We start from the raw sequence: 17,948 nt of genomic DNA on the forward strand, positions 1-17,948 counted from the left end.
TATTCTAAATACACTTTCTATTCTACCTGTGATTCACTTAAAAGTCAGTAGTATCATAGTGAATGTCTAAAAGGGTGTAGGGATAGGGATTGCCTATAAAAAAAGAGTGTTCCTCGCATTATTATGCGAAGTACACTCCTTATTTGCTTCAATAATTAATCTTCAGAACCAACAGCTGCTTCCACCTCGTGCCAAGAAACACCAAGTGCATCTGCTACACCTTGACCATAAGCAGGGTCCGCTTTGTAACAGTGAACAATATGACGAAGCTGAATATGTTTCTCAACGCCATTCATATTACGACCCGTATTTTCGAACAAAACTTGTTGTTGTTCTATGCTCATTAAGTTGAAGAGTTTACCTGGTTGCTCAAAGTAATTATCGTCATCTTCTCTGAAATTCCATTGGTCTGCTGCACCGAAAAGATCTAGTGCTGGATCTTTATATTTTGGTTGTTCTTTCCACTCACCATAGCTGTTCGGCTCATAATGAAGTGTGCTACCCATATTGCCATCGACTCTCATCGCGCCGTCACGGTGGAAACTATGAACTGGGCATTTCGGTTGGTTGACCGGAATTTGGTGATGGTTCACGCCTAAACGGTAACGCTGTGCATCTCCATAGGAGAAGAGACGACCTTGTAGCATTTTGTCCGGAGAGAAACTGATACCTGGTACAACGTTTGCGGGTGTAAAAGCAGCTTGCTCTACTTCTGCAAAATAGTTATCAGGATTTCGGTTTAATTCCCATTCGCCAACTTCAATAAGAGGGAAGTCTTTTTTATACCATACTTTTGTCAAATCAAACGGGTTGTAAGGCATATTGTTGGCTTGTTCTTCTGTCATTACTTGGATGTACATTTTCCATTTCGGGAAGTTCCCATTTTCGATATTGTCATATAGATCGCGTTGATGGCTTTCACGGTCTTTCCCAACAACTGCCTCGGCTTCTTGGTCAGTCAAGTTTTCAATGCCTTGCTGTGAACGCATATGGAATTTCACCCAAACACGTTTGTTGTCAGCGTTGATCATACTAAAGGTATGGCTTCCGAAACCATGCATATTTCTGTACGAATTTGGAAGTCCGCGGTCACTCATAACAATTGTTACTTGGTGAAGTGCCTCAGGTAGTGATGTCCAGAAGTCCCAGTTGTTATTGGCGCTACGCATATTTGTACGTGGATCACGCTTAACAGCATGGTTCAAGTCTGGGAATTGCATTGGGTCTCTAAAGAAGAACACAGGTGTGTTATTTCCGACAAGGTCCCAGTTACCTTCTTCTGTATAATATCTCATTGAAAATCCGCGAATATCGCGTTCTGCGTCAGCACCACCCCGTTCACCGGCTACTGTTGAGAAACGAACGAACATATCTGTTTTCTTACCAATTTCAGAGAAGATTTTTGCTTTTGTATATTGTGAAATATCATGTGTTACGGTAAATGAACCATACGCAGCAGATCCTTTTGCATGCATACGCCGTTCAGGAATAACCTCGCGATCAAAATGCGCGAGCTTCTCCAATAGCCAAACATCTTGTAATAGTATTGGCCCTCTAGGCCCAGCAGTCATTGAGTTTTGATTATCCACAACTGGAGCACCAGCAGCAGTTGTTAATTTTTTATTATTGTCTTTTTCTGTCATAGATTCTCACTCCCTAGATTGTTTTAATTCCTACATGATAATCATACTAAAAAAGAAACAATATATCTACTAATAACATCTACTAAAATTAATTCTTTTATAAAGGCTGCATATCCTCAAGTCGTAAGTAGCTTCGTATACACTTTTACTGAATGAAGAGGGGGAGAATTACATATATCCATTCTCAATTAGAAGGTATATAAAAAACTTAGAAATGAGACGCAGGCAATTCGGAAAATAGGATTCTCCTTCTATATTAACTTTTATTAACGGAAAAGTCAGTAAAATTATACGGGTATGATAAAAATTAATTAAACGTTAAAGAGAATTCTGTGATTCGGCATATCTCAACAATGAAAAACTGCCTGAACAGTCAACGATAAGGTAGATTGTTCAGGCAGTTCATTTTCTCGATAAAGAGGCAATGTTAACTTGAATCAGCAGAAATCCCTACTGATTAGGAGAATTCAGACTAAAATCGCCTCGTCCTACGGAAACAAGCGCAATTCAAAATTCGGACGCAATTACACCTAGGCGCAATTGCTCTCGCTCGATTGTATGAAGAACTTTTTGAAATGCGTCTTCTATATTTTTCGCATCGATATCTACTTTCTGTATGTCAGTATTTTGATAACCAGAATGTTTATACCTTGGATCGTAATAGTGTTCAAGTAGCAACTCGACTACCCATGCAAACTCACCATTTTCCAAATGCGTTTCAATCTCCTTGGCAATGGGGGTATGTAATCGTTTTTTAATTAATTGAAAAGCCTCCTTGAAACGTTCCGGGTTGTTCCACGGTTCATAGTCTGCTAAAACAATTTTGACCCGTTCCTCAAGAGGGAGGTGAATGACAATTTGCATCCCAATTTCCTTTTTCTCATAAATAAATTGCGGTAAACTTACTTTCCCAATCCTTCTGCTCTCACCTTCTATGAAAACATACTGCTCAGTTTTAAAACGTTCTAATTCACGGACTAATAATGAGTCGAATTTTTTTTGATTGCTTGGCTCAAGTCCTATTTGTCCGAAAATAGAACCGCGATGACCAGCAATGTGTTCGAAATCGATGACTGGATAGCCATTGTTCGCTAGACGCTTCAAAATCTCTGTTTTACCAGTACCCGTATAGCCATTCAATACAATGAAGTTTGGCGGAAAGTTCTCCTTTTCCAATTCATGAACGATCCATTGGCGATACGAACGGATCCCTCCACTTAGTCGAGTGGTATGAATGCCCATTAAATCAAGGACAGTAGCCGCTGTCTTACTGCGCATGCCGCCACGCCAACAGAATACCGTCATAGGCGTTTTAATAAGTTTGAAAGCTCGAATAAAATCCGGCAATTTCTCTGAAAAGACTTCAAGCCCTCTTTCCATGGCAACTTCTTGTCCATTGTGTTTATAAAGAGTTCCGATTTCCGCGCGTTCCTCATCATCAAAGACAGGAATGTTAATGCTTCCAGGAATCGTCGCCTCATTAAACTCTTTAGGAGAACGGACATCAATGAATGTATGTGGGCCTTTTTCTTGCAATGTAAATATATCTTCCAACATCAGATCTCGAAACATTCAATACACCTTCTAACCAAAATTTACATTTTATCAAATGACAGTGATCCGTCCTTTATTATCTTCTGTTACTACGCCGATTACCCGTGCGTCTACGCCTTTTTGTTGAAGTTCATCCAACAGTTGACTCGCCTGGTCTCCAGGGAGTGCTATGAGCAGTCCACCAGAAGTAACTGCATCACATAAAATCCAACGGTCGAATTGGTCCATTGTTTCCGAGTACGTGACAACATCCGCTACGTGGGCGAAATTGTTCTTTGTTCCGCCAGGTACTTTTCCAGCTTCCGCCAGTTCTTTTGTGCGGGGGAGTGTTGGTACTTGGTCTGCAAAGATTCGAATACCCACGTCGCTTGCTTTCGCTATTTCAGATGCATGTCCAAGTAGTCCGAAGCCAGTTACATCTGTGGCAGCATGGACATCGTATGTCGCCATTGTTTCTGCCGCCGTTTTATTAAGTGTGGTCATAATTTTTGTAACATAGACAATTTCATCTTCCGATAATAAACCATTTTTCAATGAAGTTGTGTAAATCCCGACACCGATTGGTTTTGTTAAAAGTAATTTATCACCTGGTTGTGCACCGGCATTTGTTCGTACTTTATCGGGATGAACGATTCCGGTTACGGCAAGACCGAATTTTGGTTCTTGATCATCTATTGAATGTCCGCCGACGAGTGTAACTCCTGCTTCTTTTAATTTATCACCGGAACCACGAAGGATCTCTGTCAGGATTTTTTTATCCAGCGTAGCGATTGGAAAAGCAACGATGTTTAGCGCTGTAATTGGAGTTCCACCCATTGCGTAGATGTCACTGATTGCATTTGTTGCAGCAATTTGACCGAAATCGTAAGGATCGTCGACAATTGGCGTGAAAAAGTCGAGCGTCTGTACCATGGCTATTTCATCAGTCAGTTTATAAACACCCGCGTCATCGCTCGTATCGAGACCAACGAGCAAATTAGGATTGGGAGTCGCAACTGGTAGGCTACGTAATACCTCCGCCAAATCTGCAGGTCCGATTTTACAGCCACAGCCTCCTTTTTTTGTAAGGGAAGTCAATTTTACTGGTTCAGTTTTCTCCATTATTTTTCCACCTTTCGATTACAATTCTATTTATAATCTTAACACAATGGGAAAATAGATTTAGTATAGCAAGTCCTCGCAATCTATTTCTTATGGTAGAATATTCATAGTTCGTGCAAATTTTAAGGGGGTACAGGTTTGATTCAAAAAAGAATAGCACTATCGTTACTATCTGTATTATTGTTCGTTGGAATGCTATTTACAACGGTTCCAGAACATTCAACCGTGTCTGCAGCTGTTTCGTATGAGGGTTTGGAAAACACCATTAATACGATTATGGCAGATAGTAGAATGCGTGCAGCTTCTAGCAGCGTAACCGTGCGCAAAGCTTCAACTGGGGAAATCATCTACCAAAAACAGGGTGATAAAGGGATTACACCCGCCTCCACGCTGAAAATACTCACAGCAGCGGCAGCACTTGAGACACTTGGTGAAAATTATCGTTTCACTACAGATGTATTAACAAATGGCAAAGTAACAAATGGAATACTAGACGGAAATCTATACCTTCGCGGGACAGGCGATCCTACGTTGTTGAAAAAAGACTTTGATGATTTTGCTTCGAAGTTGGCTACACTTGGAGTCAAACGGATTTCAGGTAATCTGGTAGGGGATGACACTTGGTTCGATACGATTCGTTTATCACCAGGTATTGATAAAAATGATGAATCTTATTACTATGCAGCTCAGATTTCAGCATTGACTGTATCTCCGAATACGGATTACGATGCTGGAACGGTCATTGTAGACGCAAAGCCAGCTGCACGCGGGAAAGTAGCAAAAGTAATGCTAACCCCGGAAACTGGCGTTGTTCGAGTGGTCAATCGTTCTAAGACAGTTCCTAAGGGGACTAAAAACACTTTGAAAATTGAACGTCAATACGGTACGAATAACATTATGATTACTGGAAATGTCCCGATTGGTTCCGCTGGCAGGAAAGAGTGGATTACTGTGTCCAACCCAACTGCCTATGCACTTGATATTTTTAAAAAATCATTACTAGCAAAAGGGATAAATTTTGATCCCTCATCTAAAGTATTACCGGGAAAAACTCTAGAAGAATCCAAAATTCTCGTAACTAAAAATTCCATGCCATTAAAGAGCTTGATGAGACCTTTTATGAAATTAAGTAATAACTCACATGCTGAAGTATTGGCGAAGGCAATGGGGAAAATGAAGTATGGGGATGGCAGCTGGAATGCAGGTTTACGGGTGATGCGCGACTATGCTGAGTCAGTCGGTTTAGATGTGAACGAATGGTTGTTTGAAGATGCATCCGGTATGTCCCATGCGAATAAAGTGACATCTGCACAACTGACTGAGTTATTGTATCAAGTGCGAACGGCACCCTGGTACGGGTCGTTTGCGCAAGGACTACCTGTTGCTGGGGCACCGGACCGATTCATCGGAGGTACGCTTAGGAATCGCATGAAAACGGGAACTGCTAAAGGTAATGTCATTGCGAAAACGGGGAGCTTGACAAATGTCAGTGCATTGGCAGGATATGCACAAACAAAAGATGGAGAAACGCTCATTTTCAGTGTCCTAACGCAGGATCACAAATCCAGTACGATTCCTATCCTAGACCGTATTGCAACTGCTATAACTAATTCAACAATTAAATAATAATGTGAATTTGAACATCGGGATATATTTACCTCGATGTTTTTTTAGTGTCATGTATTTTTTTGTAATAATTACTTTCTGGACATTTTGGGTATAGCAAGAAATACATATGTACAATTTGAGTATTCAATGCATAAATCAGATGTCGGGAGGAAGTTATGTGGAGTATAAAGGCAGAAAAGGAAGTTCGAATGTTGAAGATCGAAGAGGCAAGGGAAAAGGGGGTATAGCATTAGCCGGGGGCGGTATTGGCGGCTTAATTCTTATACTTATTATTACTTTTCTTGGAGGCAGTCCAAGTGAAGTTTTGAATGACTTACAAGGTGCGGATTCGGGTCCCTCGGTTCCATATGAAGAAACGGCTGAAGAAAAGGAGCTTGCGGAATTTGTTTCAGTAGTTCTTGCAGATACAGAAGTTGTTTGGACAAAATTGTTCCGCGAACAAGGGTTGGAATACGAGGAACCAATCCTCGTGTTATATACAGATAGCGTTCAATCTGCGTGTGGAGCAGCAGGAGCATCCGTTGGACCATTTTATTGTCCAGGCGACCACAAACTTTATATTGATTTAAGTTTCTATCAAGAACTTCAAGACAAGTTCCAAGCTCCTGGGGATTTTGCGATGGCCTATGTTGTGGCGCATGAGGTAGGACATCATGTACAAACCCTTTTAGGCATCAATGAGCAAGTGAATGCTCTTCGCCCAAAACTGAGCACAGAAGAGTTTAATAAATATTCGGTACGCCTTGAATTACAGGCAGATTATTTTGCTGGTGTGTGGGCAAGGCATCAAAAGGACATGAATTTTCTTGAAGAAGGTGATCTTGATGAAGCCATTACAGCAGCGAGTGCTGTAGGTGATGACCGCATTCAGGAACAAGCCCAAGGGTATATTGTCCCCGACAGCTTTACTCACGGAACTTCTGAACAAAGGAAGCGCTGGTTTACTAAAGGATTTGAAAACGGCACCATTGAGGGTGGAGATACATTTAAAGCAAGTGGATTGTAAAAGAAACAGGGAGGTGACAAGGGTTTCCTCCGTGGCACAATGAAAAAATCTTGCTTAGGACATAATCGCCATAAGCAAGATTTTAGTTATCAAAAAGCAAGTTAGATAAGTAACTCAAATAACGTGCTATCATTGTTAACCTCTTTAAAAGAGAAACCGCAATCATGCATTCGCTGAATAAGTCCTTCGTAGTCTGACTTCCTCTTTACTTCAATGCCTACAAGTCCAGGGCCGCTTTCTTTGTTGTTTTTCTTTGTATATTCAAATGTAGTGATATCGTCGTCAGGTCCAAGTACTTCATCTAAGAATTGACGTAATGCACCAGAACGCTGAGGAAAGTTAACAATGAAATAATAAAGAAGTCCTTCATAAATCAATGATTTATCTTTAATTTCCTGCATTCGACCAATATCATTATTCCCGCCACTTATGACACATACGACAGACTTCCCCCTAATCTCATCTTTATAAAAATCCAATGCGGCGATAGATAACGCGCCTGCTGGTTCTACGATAATTGCATGTTGGTTATATAATTCCAAGATAGACGTACACACTTTACCTTCTGGAACTAGTACAATGTCTTCCAGGTACTTACGGCAAATTTCAAATGTGTGTTGGCCGGCACTTTGTACGGCTGCCCCATCAACGAATTTATCGATTGTATCCAAGGTTGTCACTTCATTATTCTTTAATGCTGCTTTCATACTAGCAGCACCTTCAGGCTCTACACCAATCATACGTGTATGTGGTGACAGGTTTTTAATATAAGTACTCAAACCAGACATAAGGCCGCCGCCCCCAATACTGGCAAAGACAAAATCAACAGGTTCCTCTATATCATTCATGATTTCAACCGCGACTGTTCCTTGTCCGGCAATGACATCGTAATCGTCAAATGGGTGGATGAAAATTCTGTCTTCAGCAGTCGCACATTCGACCGCTGAAGCGGATGAATCATCAAATGTATCGCCTACTAAAATGATTTCTACATAATTCCGTCCAAACATTTTCACTTGGTTAATTTTTTGCTTCGGAGTTGTCTGTGGCATGAATATTTTTGCGTCAATACCTAGATGCGCACAAGCAAAAGCGACTCCTTGCGCATGATTACCTGCGCTGGCACAGACAACACCTTTTTCAAGCGCAGCTGCTTCTATGGTTTTGATTTTATAATAGGCACCCCGTAATTTAAAGGAACGAACATGTTGTAAATCTTCCCTTTTTACATAGACTCGACAGTCGTATTTTTCTGATAGTCGTTCATTCTTTTGTAGAGGAGTATGTGCGACTACATCTTTTAGTAATTGATTGGCAATCAGTATATCCTCGACTTGAATTCCAGTTGGTTCCGTCTTTGTTAGATTCATAGTAATCTCAGCACCCTCCATATAAATAGATCATTTTTCTATACTAACATGACAGAAGGAGAATAAACACATCAATGTTTGTAATTATGAGTTAATTTCGAAAGGGAAAATGGCAATCTGTCTTATCTAGTTAGAATAAGATTCAATGCTTTTTCATGAATTGCAACATGGAGTGGGGTGGACTTTATAACTTCTCCATCGATGATTGCGAGAATTGGCCTGTCTGTTTCAATTGTGATTTCTTTTCCCGTTCTGTATGTAACGCCTTTCCTGAGAATCGGTTGACCCCGAAGCAAAGCAGGAAATAGGCGCATTAAGATATTCATCCGCCCTACATCATGAAGCATTGTAATATTTAACATACTATCTGTTGGAGAGGCTCCGGGACAAACGACTAATCCGCCGCCATAGGAGGAAGTATTTCCACAAGCAGTGAGCCAGGTAATAGCGTATGTATAGGTCATATCATCGATTGTGACTGTACTTTTAAACGTCTTAAATGACAGTAACTCAATTATCGCAGCAATGGTATAAGTGAATGAACTTAAGCCAAGCTTATTTAATATCGGTTTGTAAAATGAGTGATTTACAAGTTGACCAATCCTTGCATCAAGCCCGATTCCAGCGACAGTAATGCCAAAACGGTCATTTATGTTTAATAAATCAATGGCAACAGTCCGATGCTCTAATAGTCCTTTGATAAACTGATCAGGGTGAGTAGTTAGGCGGAACATCCGAGCAGTGTCATTTCCTGAACCAGCAGGTAGAATAGCGAGTGGAATACCGGTTCCAGCAATGTCTTGTATGACAGAACTCATTGTGCCATCTCCACCGATAACTGTCACAGCATGAATGGTAGTTGACTGAAGGTAAGTTGTGATGAATTTGCGTGCTGTAACTTCTGAATCACTGACAATCACACTGTATTCTCTATTTTTTTGCTTCAATTTCTTCTCGATTTCATCCCATAATGAGCAAGCTTGGCCATTTCCCGATAATGGATTTACGATGAAAAGATACATAACATTCCCCAATGCTACTATTTTCATAGTAGCACATTTGGATCTATAGGCTTACGAAGTTAAAGCTTCCTCTCAATATGATTTAATGTTAAAGTATATTGAGTGGTACTATCTAAATTGGAAATTGAGAGGGGTAAATTTATGGGAAGAGTACAGGATAAAGTTGCATTAGTAACAGGTGGGGCATCAGGTATCGGGTTGTCTACTGCTACACTTCTTGCAAAAGAAGGTGCAAAAGTGGTCGTTGCAGACTTTAATCTGGAAGGTGCGAAACAAGTTGCCCAAAATATCTTAAACGACGGTGGAGAAGCCGTTGCTGTATTTTTGGATGCTGGGAGAGAACAATCAATTAAAGATGCGATTGATTTCACGGTTGAACAGTTTGGTACCATTACAATCCTCTATAACAATGTAGGGACGACAAATTTGCAAAAAGATTTGGATGTCGTGAATATTGATTTAGATGAGTGGGATCGTTTAATGAATGTGAATGCAAAAAGTGTTTTACTAGGAAGCCGATATGCAATTCCACATATGCAAAAAGCAGGCGGAGGTTCTATTATTAATACTGCATCCATGGCTGCCTTTGCGGGGGATTCTGTCCGTTCAGCTTATGGTGCATCGAAGGCTGCAGTTGTAAACTTGACGAAATATATCGCAACGCAATATGGAAAAGACAATATACGTTGTAATGGAGTTGCTCCTGGTTTGATTTTAACACCTGCTGCAAAACAAAATATGTCACAAGAAGTACTTGATATTTTTGAGAAATATAACGCATTACCATACCATGGGGAAGCTGACGATATTGGAAATACCGTCTTATTTTTAGCTTCTGAAGAATCCAAGTTTATTACTGGCCAAACGATTCAAGTTGAAGGTGGTCACTATTTAAGTAACCCAAGTATTGCTGACTTTCATCAGTTAATGTCACAAGCGAAATCGTAAGAATTCAATAGATAATCCATATAGAAAAGTTAACAATAGACGTTTTAAGAGAGGGTTTGATTAATTATGAAACTTCAAGACAAAGTTGCAATTATTACTGGCGGAGCCGGAGGTATTGGTAAAGGGATGGCGACTGCATTCGTAAAAGAAGGTGCAAAAGTTGTCATCGTCGATTTAAACGGGGAATTAGGGGAACAGGCAATTAAGGAATTGCAAGTTTATCAACCGGAATCGATTTTCATCCAAGCGAATTTAGCCGAGCATGATAAATTGCCGGAAATAGTGAAGCAAACCGTCGAGAAATTCGGTAAGTTGGATATTTTAGTAAACAATGCACACGCATCGACAAATAAGCCATTCGAAGAGATTACGCAAGCGGATCTAGACTTATCGTTCAACACAGGATTTTATCCGACGTTCTATTTAATGCAGGCTGCATTGCCTTATTTAAAGGAGACGAAAGGTAAAATCATTAACTTCGCTTCTGGAGCAGGTATAAACGGAGACGCTAACCAAGCTACATACGCTGCGGCAAAAGAAGCAATCCGGGCGATTACGCGTGTTACTGCAAATGAATTTGGTCCATTCGGAATCAATGTGAACTTAATTGCACCACTTGCGGATTCTCCTGGGATTCAGCAATGGGCAAAAGCACAACCTGAAGCTTTCGAAACAATGGTGTCTAAGATTCCGTTAAAACGACTTGGTGACCTAGAAAATGATATCGGGAGGGCTGCTGTATTCTTGGCAGGTGCCGATTCTGATTACATTACAGGACAAACATTAATGGTCGATGGTGGAATTACTAAACTTAGGTAAACCAACTAATTGAACAGACTAAAAGAGCATCTCCGTTGAGAAGATGCTCTTTTTTCATATTAACGACTTATTTAACTTTGTGTAAATGGAAAGTAACGATTGCTGCTCTGTTTCTGTTAAATGTGAAAAGACCTTCATGCGGAGATGTTGACCGTCTTTTTGTGCTTGATTCAATAAATCTTCGCCTTTTTGCGTAATTTTCCAATAGATGATACGGCGGTCAGTATCGTCCTGCCGACGCGTGATTAGTTCTTTGTTCGATAGTTTAGTGGAAAGATGCGTGAGAGATGCAGGTGTAAAGTTTAATAGGCGGGCAAGCTCGGAAGGTCGGCTTTCCCCATTCATCTGTAATTCGTGCAAGGCAACAATATGCGATACACCAAGATCGTAATCTACTTGCTGCCGCCACTTTACATGCATTTTATGTGTTACTTGTTCAATCGTATGTAGTAGTTCAAAGATTGTCTGAGTAGACATGATTTTCCCCATCCTTTTCTCATAATACGTCTCCAAATAACTTTTTATTTTTTCGCGCATTACTAGTGTACCATCATTAAGGGGGATTTTGGGGTGGTAGTTTCGTTCAATTATGTATACCATCATAATGAGGTGAGATTAACATGCAAGGCAAAGAAACCAAACGATATGAAGTTGATTTATATAAACCAGTAAAAGAATATTTCACACAACAAGGTTATGATGTCCATGGTGAAGTAAATGAGTGTGACGTTGCGGCTGTAAGAGATCAAGAGCTGGTCCTCATTGAATTGAAATTATCGCTATCAATTGATCTTTTAATCCAAGCGACAAAAAGACAGCGGCTGACTAATGAAGTCTATGTCGCAATTCCTAGACCTAAACTCAACTTTCGTTCGAAAAAGTGGAAAGATAGTTGTCATTTGGTGAGAAGACTAGAGTTAGGCCTCATCCTTGTCTCATTCTTGGAAAATGATGCACAGGTGGAAATAGTGTTTCATCCCGCGTCTTTTGATCGGAAGAAAAGTATGCAACGTAGTAAGAAAAAAAGAAATGCGATGTTGACTGAAATGGAAGGCAGACTTGGAGACTATAATATTGGCGGAAGTTGCCAGACTAAGATAATGACAGCCTATAAAGAAAACTGCATTCATATAGCTTGTTGCCTTTTGGAATTGGGACCTTTATCTCCAAAATCGTTACGGAAGATGGGGACTGGGGAAAAAACGTTAACAATTTTAAATAAAAACTATTATGGTTGGTTTGATAAAATTCAACGAGGAATATATATGATTAGTGACATTGGAAAAAATGAGTTGCACGAATTCCCGGATCTCTTTAGCTATTATCATGAGGTGGTAAGAGAAACTGCTAGCGCTTACTTGGATATCGATGATGTCGGGGGAAATATGTGAAGGGGAGAACTTGCAATACGTGTTACTATTGAATTAGGCATTTACATATCAAAAGCAAGAAGCTTTTGAATTGGAGGATTATATATGTTAAAAGAAAGTCAATTAATTGCGATTAAACAGCTTCAAAAAGAATGTGAAAAAACGGATGGTATTCAACTGAAGTTAAATTGGGAGATGCTCAGAGAACGAGAAGGACGTCAAATGGATTTTTTTCATGAAGAGGATGGAGAACTTGTCGCTTATTTAGCTTTATTTGGTTTTGGCTCTACCGTTGAAGTATGTGGAATGGTTAATCCGAGGAATAGAAGGAAAGGGCATTTTACCGAACTATGGCAACAAGCATTAGCACCAATCGAACAATATGGTTTTCAAACAATTTTATTGAACACCCCGTCTTTGTCCAATACCGCTAAGGGATGGTTAGCAAGTCAGCCCTATTCCTATGCGTTTTCTGAATATCAGATGCGTTGGTCAGAACAGCCGATTGAAGCGAGCGACGAGGTTCTGATTCGTGTGGCGAAAAAAAGTGATGCGAACCTTGAAGTGAAGCTCGATGTCCTTGCATTCGGAATGGATGAAGAAGATGCGCGTTCTCATCTGGAGCGCATAAAAGAAAGACAGGACGAGCAGTTTTTGATGATTGAGGCAGATAACAGAACGATTGGTAAGGTCCGGATCAATCGCACGGATGGTGAAGCATGGATTTACGGATTCGCCATTTTACCCGAGTTCCAGGGGAGAGGGTACGGTAGGAAGGTACTCCGCAATATCGTGAAAAGTGAGCACGATGCTGGCAATCAAATCTGGCTTGAAGTAGAAGCGAAAAATAATCGTGCACTTGGCCTATATGAATCAGTCGGTTTCGTGAAAATGCAAGGTCAGGATTATTATAAAAAGAATAGGGGCAACTAGAAAAAAGCTAACCGGAATCAATGCTACGAGCCATTCCGGTTAGCTTTTTTTGTCATTTTTTATAGACGAATGTCAAAAACATCTTCTAAGAAGTGTACTTTCTCTTCTATTGAAAGTATTGTTTTAGTTTTAATATTATTTTCGGTTATAGTTACTGTCTGATCTGATAATGTAATTCGACCGGTAGTAGTGGCGCGGGTGACGATATCTGAGTGTGTAAAAGATGATTCTTTTGCAACTTGATTAAATACACAGCCCTCATGAAAATCGACAAGTGCTTTTGAGGTTAAATCGAATCGATATAACGTTTTTATCTCAGTGTCACTGATTCGTTCCAGATAAAATGATTGATCTAGCTGTTGAATAACCCTATATGTATCGCTTATATCAGTTTGTTCCTCCCCGTTTAGTGGAATCGGTAAAGAAGTGGAGTCACCAAAACCTACGTCTATAAGATAGGGTTGATCAAGTTGTACAATAATAGCTGCATGAGTATCTGCTTTTGCCCACTCTCCGCTTGGCCTTAGAACTGTAGCTGCAACTAAATGTGCATCGTACCCCAATTCGGTTAGTAGCCAACTGAAAAGCCCGTTCAACTCGTAGCAATAACCGCCACGTTTACGACGGACGATTTTATCATAAATATGTTGTAAGTTAAGATAAATTGGTACCCTGCGAATCACATCCAAATTTTCAAAAGGGATATGTTGGACATGCAATCGTTGTAACTCGGTTAAATCAAAGAGGGATATCTCTTTGTTCTGTGTTCCGCAAAACCTAGCTAAGTAGTTGAGGACTTCCATTTCAGCACCCCATTTCATTATTTCGAGAAAAATATACTAGTTAACTGCTCATTAAAAGTACGTATTAATTATTATACTCCATTGAAGTAGAATAATTAAATGAATCTATTTAAGGCGTAGCGGACTCAATGGAATTCTTTATTTCACCATATCTTTATATGTTGAACAAATGAATACGGCGTATGCGCTTAATAAAGGCTTTTAGGAGGTCACTGAAAAAGTCCCACTATTTAGAGCAAATTAGAATTCCTGCCAATACCGCTTCGACGCTTTGTGGATGCCTCCCGCGATAAGCCAGAAAGAAGACCCCTTGGGAGGGATTGAACTGCATCCCTCCTTAGTCTTATCGCTCCGGCTACCACGAAGTCGCGCCTTCGCTGAATGGTCTATGTGAGAAAGAGCATTTCATTATTTGTGATGAAATCTGCAACCTGGATTGGGTCTTTCTTGACTATAATTATATATGTTGAATCCGGTATATATTGAGCGAAGGCGCCTTAACAGGGGTAGCCAACCGAACAACGAAGAGTTCGGTTTGTATAATTTCTGCGTTCTTTGCAGAAATTATACAGTTAATGCCAAGAGGTTATTCCAGATAGGTTAAAGAATACCTCATCTGGCTTATGGTGAGAGGCATCCCCTAGCGCCAAGCGTTCTACAATCCACACCCCGAATTACACCTCTCTTATTATTGAGTGCCACGACAGATTCAATGGGATTCTTTAATTCAACATATCTAATTATATTATTTATCCGTAGGCAATACAGAAGATAATCCCCTCTTATCATAGAAGATAACATCAAAAATAACAGAAATTTGTCTAATTAGGCATGAAACGGACGAATAATCTATGTCTTACGGACTTTGTTTTTGTTGATTTATAGAGTATTATAGACTAGTAGAATAGTAGGGGGAAAAACAATGAGAAATACACTAACGGTACAATTGGGAACGATTATTGTCGGTATCATGGTTGCAATGTTAGCGATTACGTCCATCGCAACATATAAAACAGCTTACGATAAATTATATGATGCCGCAGGTGTTGAAGCGTACGGATGCGCGAGTATTACAACAGGTTTGATCCGGCCGGAAGACGTAGGAAAAATGCTTAAAGGTGACCGCGAAACGATGGATGAGGTTGGTCAACAGCTTAACTGGACACTCAATCATAAAGCTATTTTCGAGACTCAATACATCATTGATCTAGATGGGAAAATTCTAGCACTTGATGACCATTTAAGTGCAAAAGGATTCGAACCAGGTGATTCGGTTCCGGTTGATGAAAAAGCGCTTGCAATGCTCTTGGATATGAAGCATTCAACTTACACAGAGCTCTATGAATTTGCAGGTCTAAAACGTCTATCTGGTTATGCACCGATATTTGAAAATCACGATCCAAATGGAGAAATCATCGCAATCAGCGTTATCGATTTTGATGGTTCAATTGTTGCTGGAAGAACATGGGATGTTGTTCGGAATGGTATTTTAATCAGCCTTATTCCAATGATCATCGCATCGATCATTACAATTATGCTAATCAGACGTAAAACAAAGTCGATTTCAGCTTTAATCGCACATGCGAAAGAAATTGCGAATGGAAATCTCGGCATTGAAGATACAGTTGTAACAAGTAAAGATGAAGTTGGCGATTTAGGACGAACATTAAACATGATGACAGCGAACTTGCGCAATACGATTGGGACAGTCAAAACAACAGCTGTTCAATTAACGCAAAACTCACTTGACACAGCTGCTTCATTAAATGAAATGCAGATGGCGATTCAACAGGTCGCACACAATATGAGTGAAACCGCAGCTTCTATCTCCGACGGGACAATCAATGCAGAACATGCATCCAAAATCTTGTCTTCTCTGGCGAATGATCTTCAGGATTCAAAAGAGAAAGCTGAACTAAGTGCGGGGAACTCTGAGCGGACAATGAAAATTGCAGAAGAAGGTCAGCATAGCGTAAATGACATTAGTAATGATATGGAGAAAATCAGAGTCTCCTCAAATGAAGCAGGTGGTACGATTCAAAATCTAATTGAATCTACAACTAAAATTCAAAATATCACCAGTTCAATTGCAGGCATTGCTGCCCAAACGAATTTACTTGCGCTTAATGCATCGATAGAAGCTGCACGTGCGGGTGAACATGGCAAAGGATTTGCGGTCGTTGCGGAGGAAGTAAGAAAACTTGCAGAACAGTCCAATAAAGAAGTTCTTGAAGTAGAAAAGCTAGTGCAAGATATTACTGAAAGTATCGGTCGAGTTGTTACTTCTACATCAGAGAGCACAAAACTTATTGAATCCGGAACAGAAACGGTTCGTTTGACTGCAACTTCCTTAAGTAACATTTCAATTGCCGTCTCTGAAACTGTTAAGGAAATTAACTTAATTTCAGAATTAACGACAGCTGAAGCAGAAAGTTCAAATCGTGTAGTAGTACTCATCAATGACTTGACGCAATCGATTCATTCAATTGAAGATATGTCTAACAATATCTCGGCTGCAACAGAGCAGACATCAGCTTCAATTGAAGAAGTTGCAACACGTTCTACTGAAATGAGTCATATGGCACAAGATCTGGAGAAACTTGTCGGGCAGTTCAGATTGGAATAATTAAGAAAAGCGCCTGAAGCTAGACACTATTCTAAGTCGAAAAACTAATACTTTCTTATTCTTATTAAAACAAGACCCGCAAAAAGCTAATTGCTTTTGCGGGTCTTTACACATTTTAATTATGTATTTTCTTGCTACTTTTCTGTAATTTGTGGCTCAAATATGGGTATCGTTCTCCTCATCGCTAAAAATAGCCATGTACTAATGATAAAGGGAGATGTTAATACGGGAAGCCCTTTCGGATAAAGAATTAAATCCATACCTGCTGCAATTGGGACTGTCATTGCAGCTGCAAATATACCCATTAGGGGGAAATTATTTTTTTCATCGAACATTAGACCCACGGCAATCATTGCTAACACGGCATTATAATTATAGAGACCTAAATCTAGCAATTCAACATCGACCCCTAGCGAGTATGCAGTTAGCCAAGACACAAATGTCCCAATAATCGCATAGACACCAAATCTCCATCCAGCCACGAAGAGAGCAATTAGAATAAGCGAACCTGCCCATAGAGAGTCAATAATGAATACTTCACCTACACCTTTTATTAAACCGAGAAAGAAATTGGGTTTACCTTCAACTGGAAGATTCCAGTTAGCAGGAGATGATGTGACAAATGACGGGTTTACATGCATTGCGCTAAAACGATATGCCGCAAAAAGGCTAACCCATGTTACAAAAAGAAATGGAAAAGTGAGCAAGGGAATATTCCACTTGGCTAAAAACTTCGATAAGATAGCCATAAGCAAAGCAGCTGCTATTGCAGCAAATAGTGCAATAACCCAGTTCCAATCATTTTGTAAAAATAACATTACCGCGATACCGGAAAGGATGGCGTTAAATCCATATATTCCATGGCTAACTGCAATTTGGTCTCCTCCACAATATTTTCCCGTCACCGTACCAATCATGGAAGACAGTAGTGCCATTAATCCAAGAAGGGGAGAGTGCAGCATTATCCCTAGAAGAATTAGCCCTCCTGAGATTGCATTGTCGATTAACATTACTTGAGAAAACCCTTTGAGTGAAATACGTATCAGGTCTTTAATGCTATCCAACTTGAAAGATCCCCACATTTGGGAACATCTCCTTTCACTCTGAATATAAAACTAATTGTT

The 17,948-nt window shown here is 40.0% G+C and carries 15 protein-coding genes; 7 read left to right on the top strand and 8 right to left on the bottom strand.

From position 1 onward, the window contains the following. Nucleotides 1-155: 155 nt before the first annotated feature. From MKX62_RS18605 to selD, 3 genes are all read right to left on the bottom strand, one after another. Complete coding sequence (locus tag MKX62_RS18605) at nucleotides 156-1,643, bottom strand: catalase (RefSeq protein ID WP_067208981.1); 1,488 nt, start codon at nucleotides 1,641-1,643, stop codon at nucleotides 156-158. Nucleotides 1,644-2,150: 507 nt separating this feature from the next. Further along, nucleotides 2,151-3,215: a tRNA 2-selenouridine(34) synthase MnmH gene (gene mnmH, locus MKX62_RS18610; RefSeq protein ID WP_067208983.1), complete on the bottom strand. Its 1,065-nt coding sequence runs from the start codon at nucleotides 3,213-3,215 to the stop codon at nucleotides 2,151-2,153. Between the two features lie 33 nt (nucleotides 3,216-3,248). Further along, nucleotides 3,249-4,298 carry a selenide, water dikinase SelD gene (selD, locus tag MKX62_RS18615; protein WP_067208986.1) on the bottom strand — a complete coding sequence of 350 codons (1,050 nt, stop codon included), beginning with the start codon at nucleotides 4,296-4,298 and terminating at the stop codon, nucleotides 3,249-3,251. Between the two features lie 138 nt (nucleotides 4,299-4,436). On the opposite strand from selD, the gene dacB reads away from it, so the two are divergent. After that, nucleotides 4,437-5,924: a D-alanyl-D-alanine carboxypeptidase/D-alanyl-D-alanine endopeptidase gene (gene dacB, locus MKX62_RS18620; RefSeq protein ID WP_340742062.1), complete on the top strand. Its 1,488-nt coding sequence runs from the start codon at nucleotides 4,437-4,439 to the stop codon at nucleotides 5,922-5,924. Nucleotides 5,925-6,084: 160 nt separating this feature from the next. Then, nucleotides 6,085-6,933, top strand: a complete 849-nt coding sequence (gene ypfJ, locus MKX62_RS18625) for a KPN_02809 family neutral zinc metallopeptidase (RefSeq protein WP_338652439.1) — start codon at nucleotides 6,085-6,087, stop codon at nucleotides 6,931-6,933. A 101-nt stretch (nucleotides 6,934-7,034) separates the two neighbouring features. Here ypfJ and ilvA read toward each other — a convergent pair whose 3' ends face one another. Together ilvA and MKX62_RS18635 are read right to left on the bottom strand one after the other, a co-directional pair. Then, complete coding sequence (ilvA, locus tag MKX62_RS18630; protein ID WP_067208991.1) at nucleotides 7,035-8,303, bottom strand: threonine ammonia-lyase IlvA; 1,269 nt, start codon at nucleotides 8,301-8,303, stop codon at nucleotides 7,035-7,037. 122 nt (nucleotides 8,304-8,425) lie between these two features. Then, nucleotides 8,426-9,325 (bottom strand): diacylglycerol/lipid kinase family protein, encoded by a 900-nt coding sequence (locus MKX62_RS18635; protein WP_340742063.1) that lies wholly within the window; start codon nucleotides 9,323-9,325, stop codon nucleotides 8,426-8,428. 141 nt (nucleotides 9,326-9,466) lie between these two features. Between MKX62_RS18635 and MKX62_RS18640 the strand changes: the two genes are divergently transcribed. Beyond that, nucleotides 9,467-10,273 carry an SDR family NAD(P)-dependent oxidoreductase gene (locus MKX62_RS18640; protein WP_340742064.1) on the top strand — a complete coding sequence of 269 codons (807 nt, stop codon included), beginning with the start codon at nucleotides 9,467-9,469 and terminating at the stop codon, nucleotides 10,271-10,273. A gap of 63 nt (nucleotides 10,274-10,336) precedes the next feature. Continuing rightward, nucleotides 10,337-11,092, top strand: coding sequence for an SDR family NAD(P)-dependent oxidoreductase (locus MKX62_RS18645; protein ID WP_082786558.1), 756 nt, complete (start codon nucleotides 10,337-10,339; stop codon nucleotides 11,090-11,092). A gap of 54 nt (nucleotides 11,093-11,146) precedes the next feature. Here MKX62_RS18645 and MKX62_RS18650 read toward each other — a convergent pair whose 3' ends face one another. Then, nucleotides 11,147-11,569 (bottom strand): MarR family winged helix-turn-helix transcriptional regulator, encoded by a 423-nt coding sequence (locus tag MKX62_RS18650; RefSeq protein ID WP_067209002.1) that lies wholly within the window; start codon nucleotides 11,567-11,569, stop codon nucleotides 11,147-11,149. Nucleotides 11,570-11,712: 143 nt separating this feature from the next. Here MKX62_RS18650 and MKX62_RS18655 point away from each other — a divergent pair, with 143 nt between their 5' ends. Both MKX62_RS18655 and MKX62_RS18660 read left to right on the top strand, forming a co-directional pair. Further along, nucleotides 11,713-12,483, top strand: coding sequence for a DUF2161 domain-containing phosphodiesterase (locus MKX62_RS18655; protein WP_340742065.1), 771 nt, complete (start codon nucleotides 11,713-11,715; stop codon nucleotides 12,481-12,483). A gap of 84 nt (nucleotides 12,484-12,567) precedes the next feature. Next, on the top strand, nucleotides 12,568-13,395 hold the full coding sequence (locus MKX62_RS18660) for a GNAT family N-acetyltransferase (RefSeq protein ID WP_340742066.1): 828 nt from the start codon (nucleotides 12,568-12,570) through the stop codon (nucleotides 13,393-13,395). Nucleotides 13,396-13,454: 59 nt separating this feature from the next. Here MKX62_RS18660 and MKX62_RS18665 read toward each other — a convergent pair whose 3' ends face one another. Continuing rightward, the gene (locus MKX62_RS18665; RefSeq protein ID WP_187047717.1) at nucleotides 13,455-14,198 is read right to left on the bottom strand and encodes an arylamine N-acetyltransferase family protein; all 744 of its coding nucleotides are present in this window, start codon (nucleotides 14,196-14,198) and stop codon (nucleotides 13,455-13,457) included. Nucleotides 14,199-15,120: 922 nt separating this feature from the next. On the opposite strand from MKX62_RS18665, the gene MKX62_RS18670 reads away from it, so the two are divergent. Continuing rightward, nucleotides 15,121-16,824, top strand: a complete 1,704-nt coding sequence (locus tag MKX62_RS18670; protein WP_187047718.1) for a methyl-accepting chemotaxis protein — start codon at nucleotides 15,121-15,123, stop codon at nucleotides 16,822-16,824. Nucleotides 16,825-16,958: 134 nt separating this feature from the next. Here MKX62_RS18670 and MKX62_RS18675 read toward each other — a convergent pair whose 3' ends face one another. Beyond that, nucleotides 16,959-17,906 (bottom strand): urea transporter, encoded by a 948-nt coding sequence (locus tag MKX62_RS18675; protein WP_067209014.1) that lies wholly within the window; start codon nucleotides 17,904-17,906, stop codon nucleotides 16,959-16,961. Nucleotides 17,907-17,948 lie beyond the last annotated feature (42 nt).

Origin of the sequence: Sporosarcina sp. FSL K6-5500, assembly GCF_038005665.1 — a bacterium.
GTDB lineage: Bacteria > Bacillota > Bacilli > Bacillales_A > Planococcaceae > Sporosarcina > Sporosarcina psychrophila.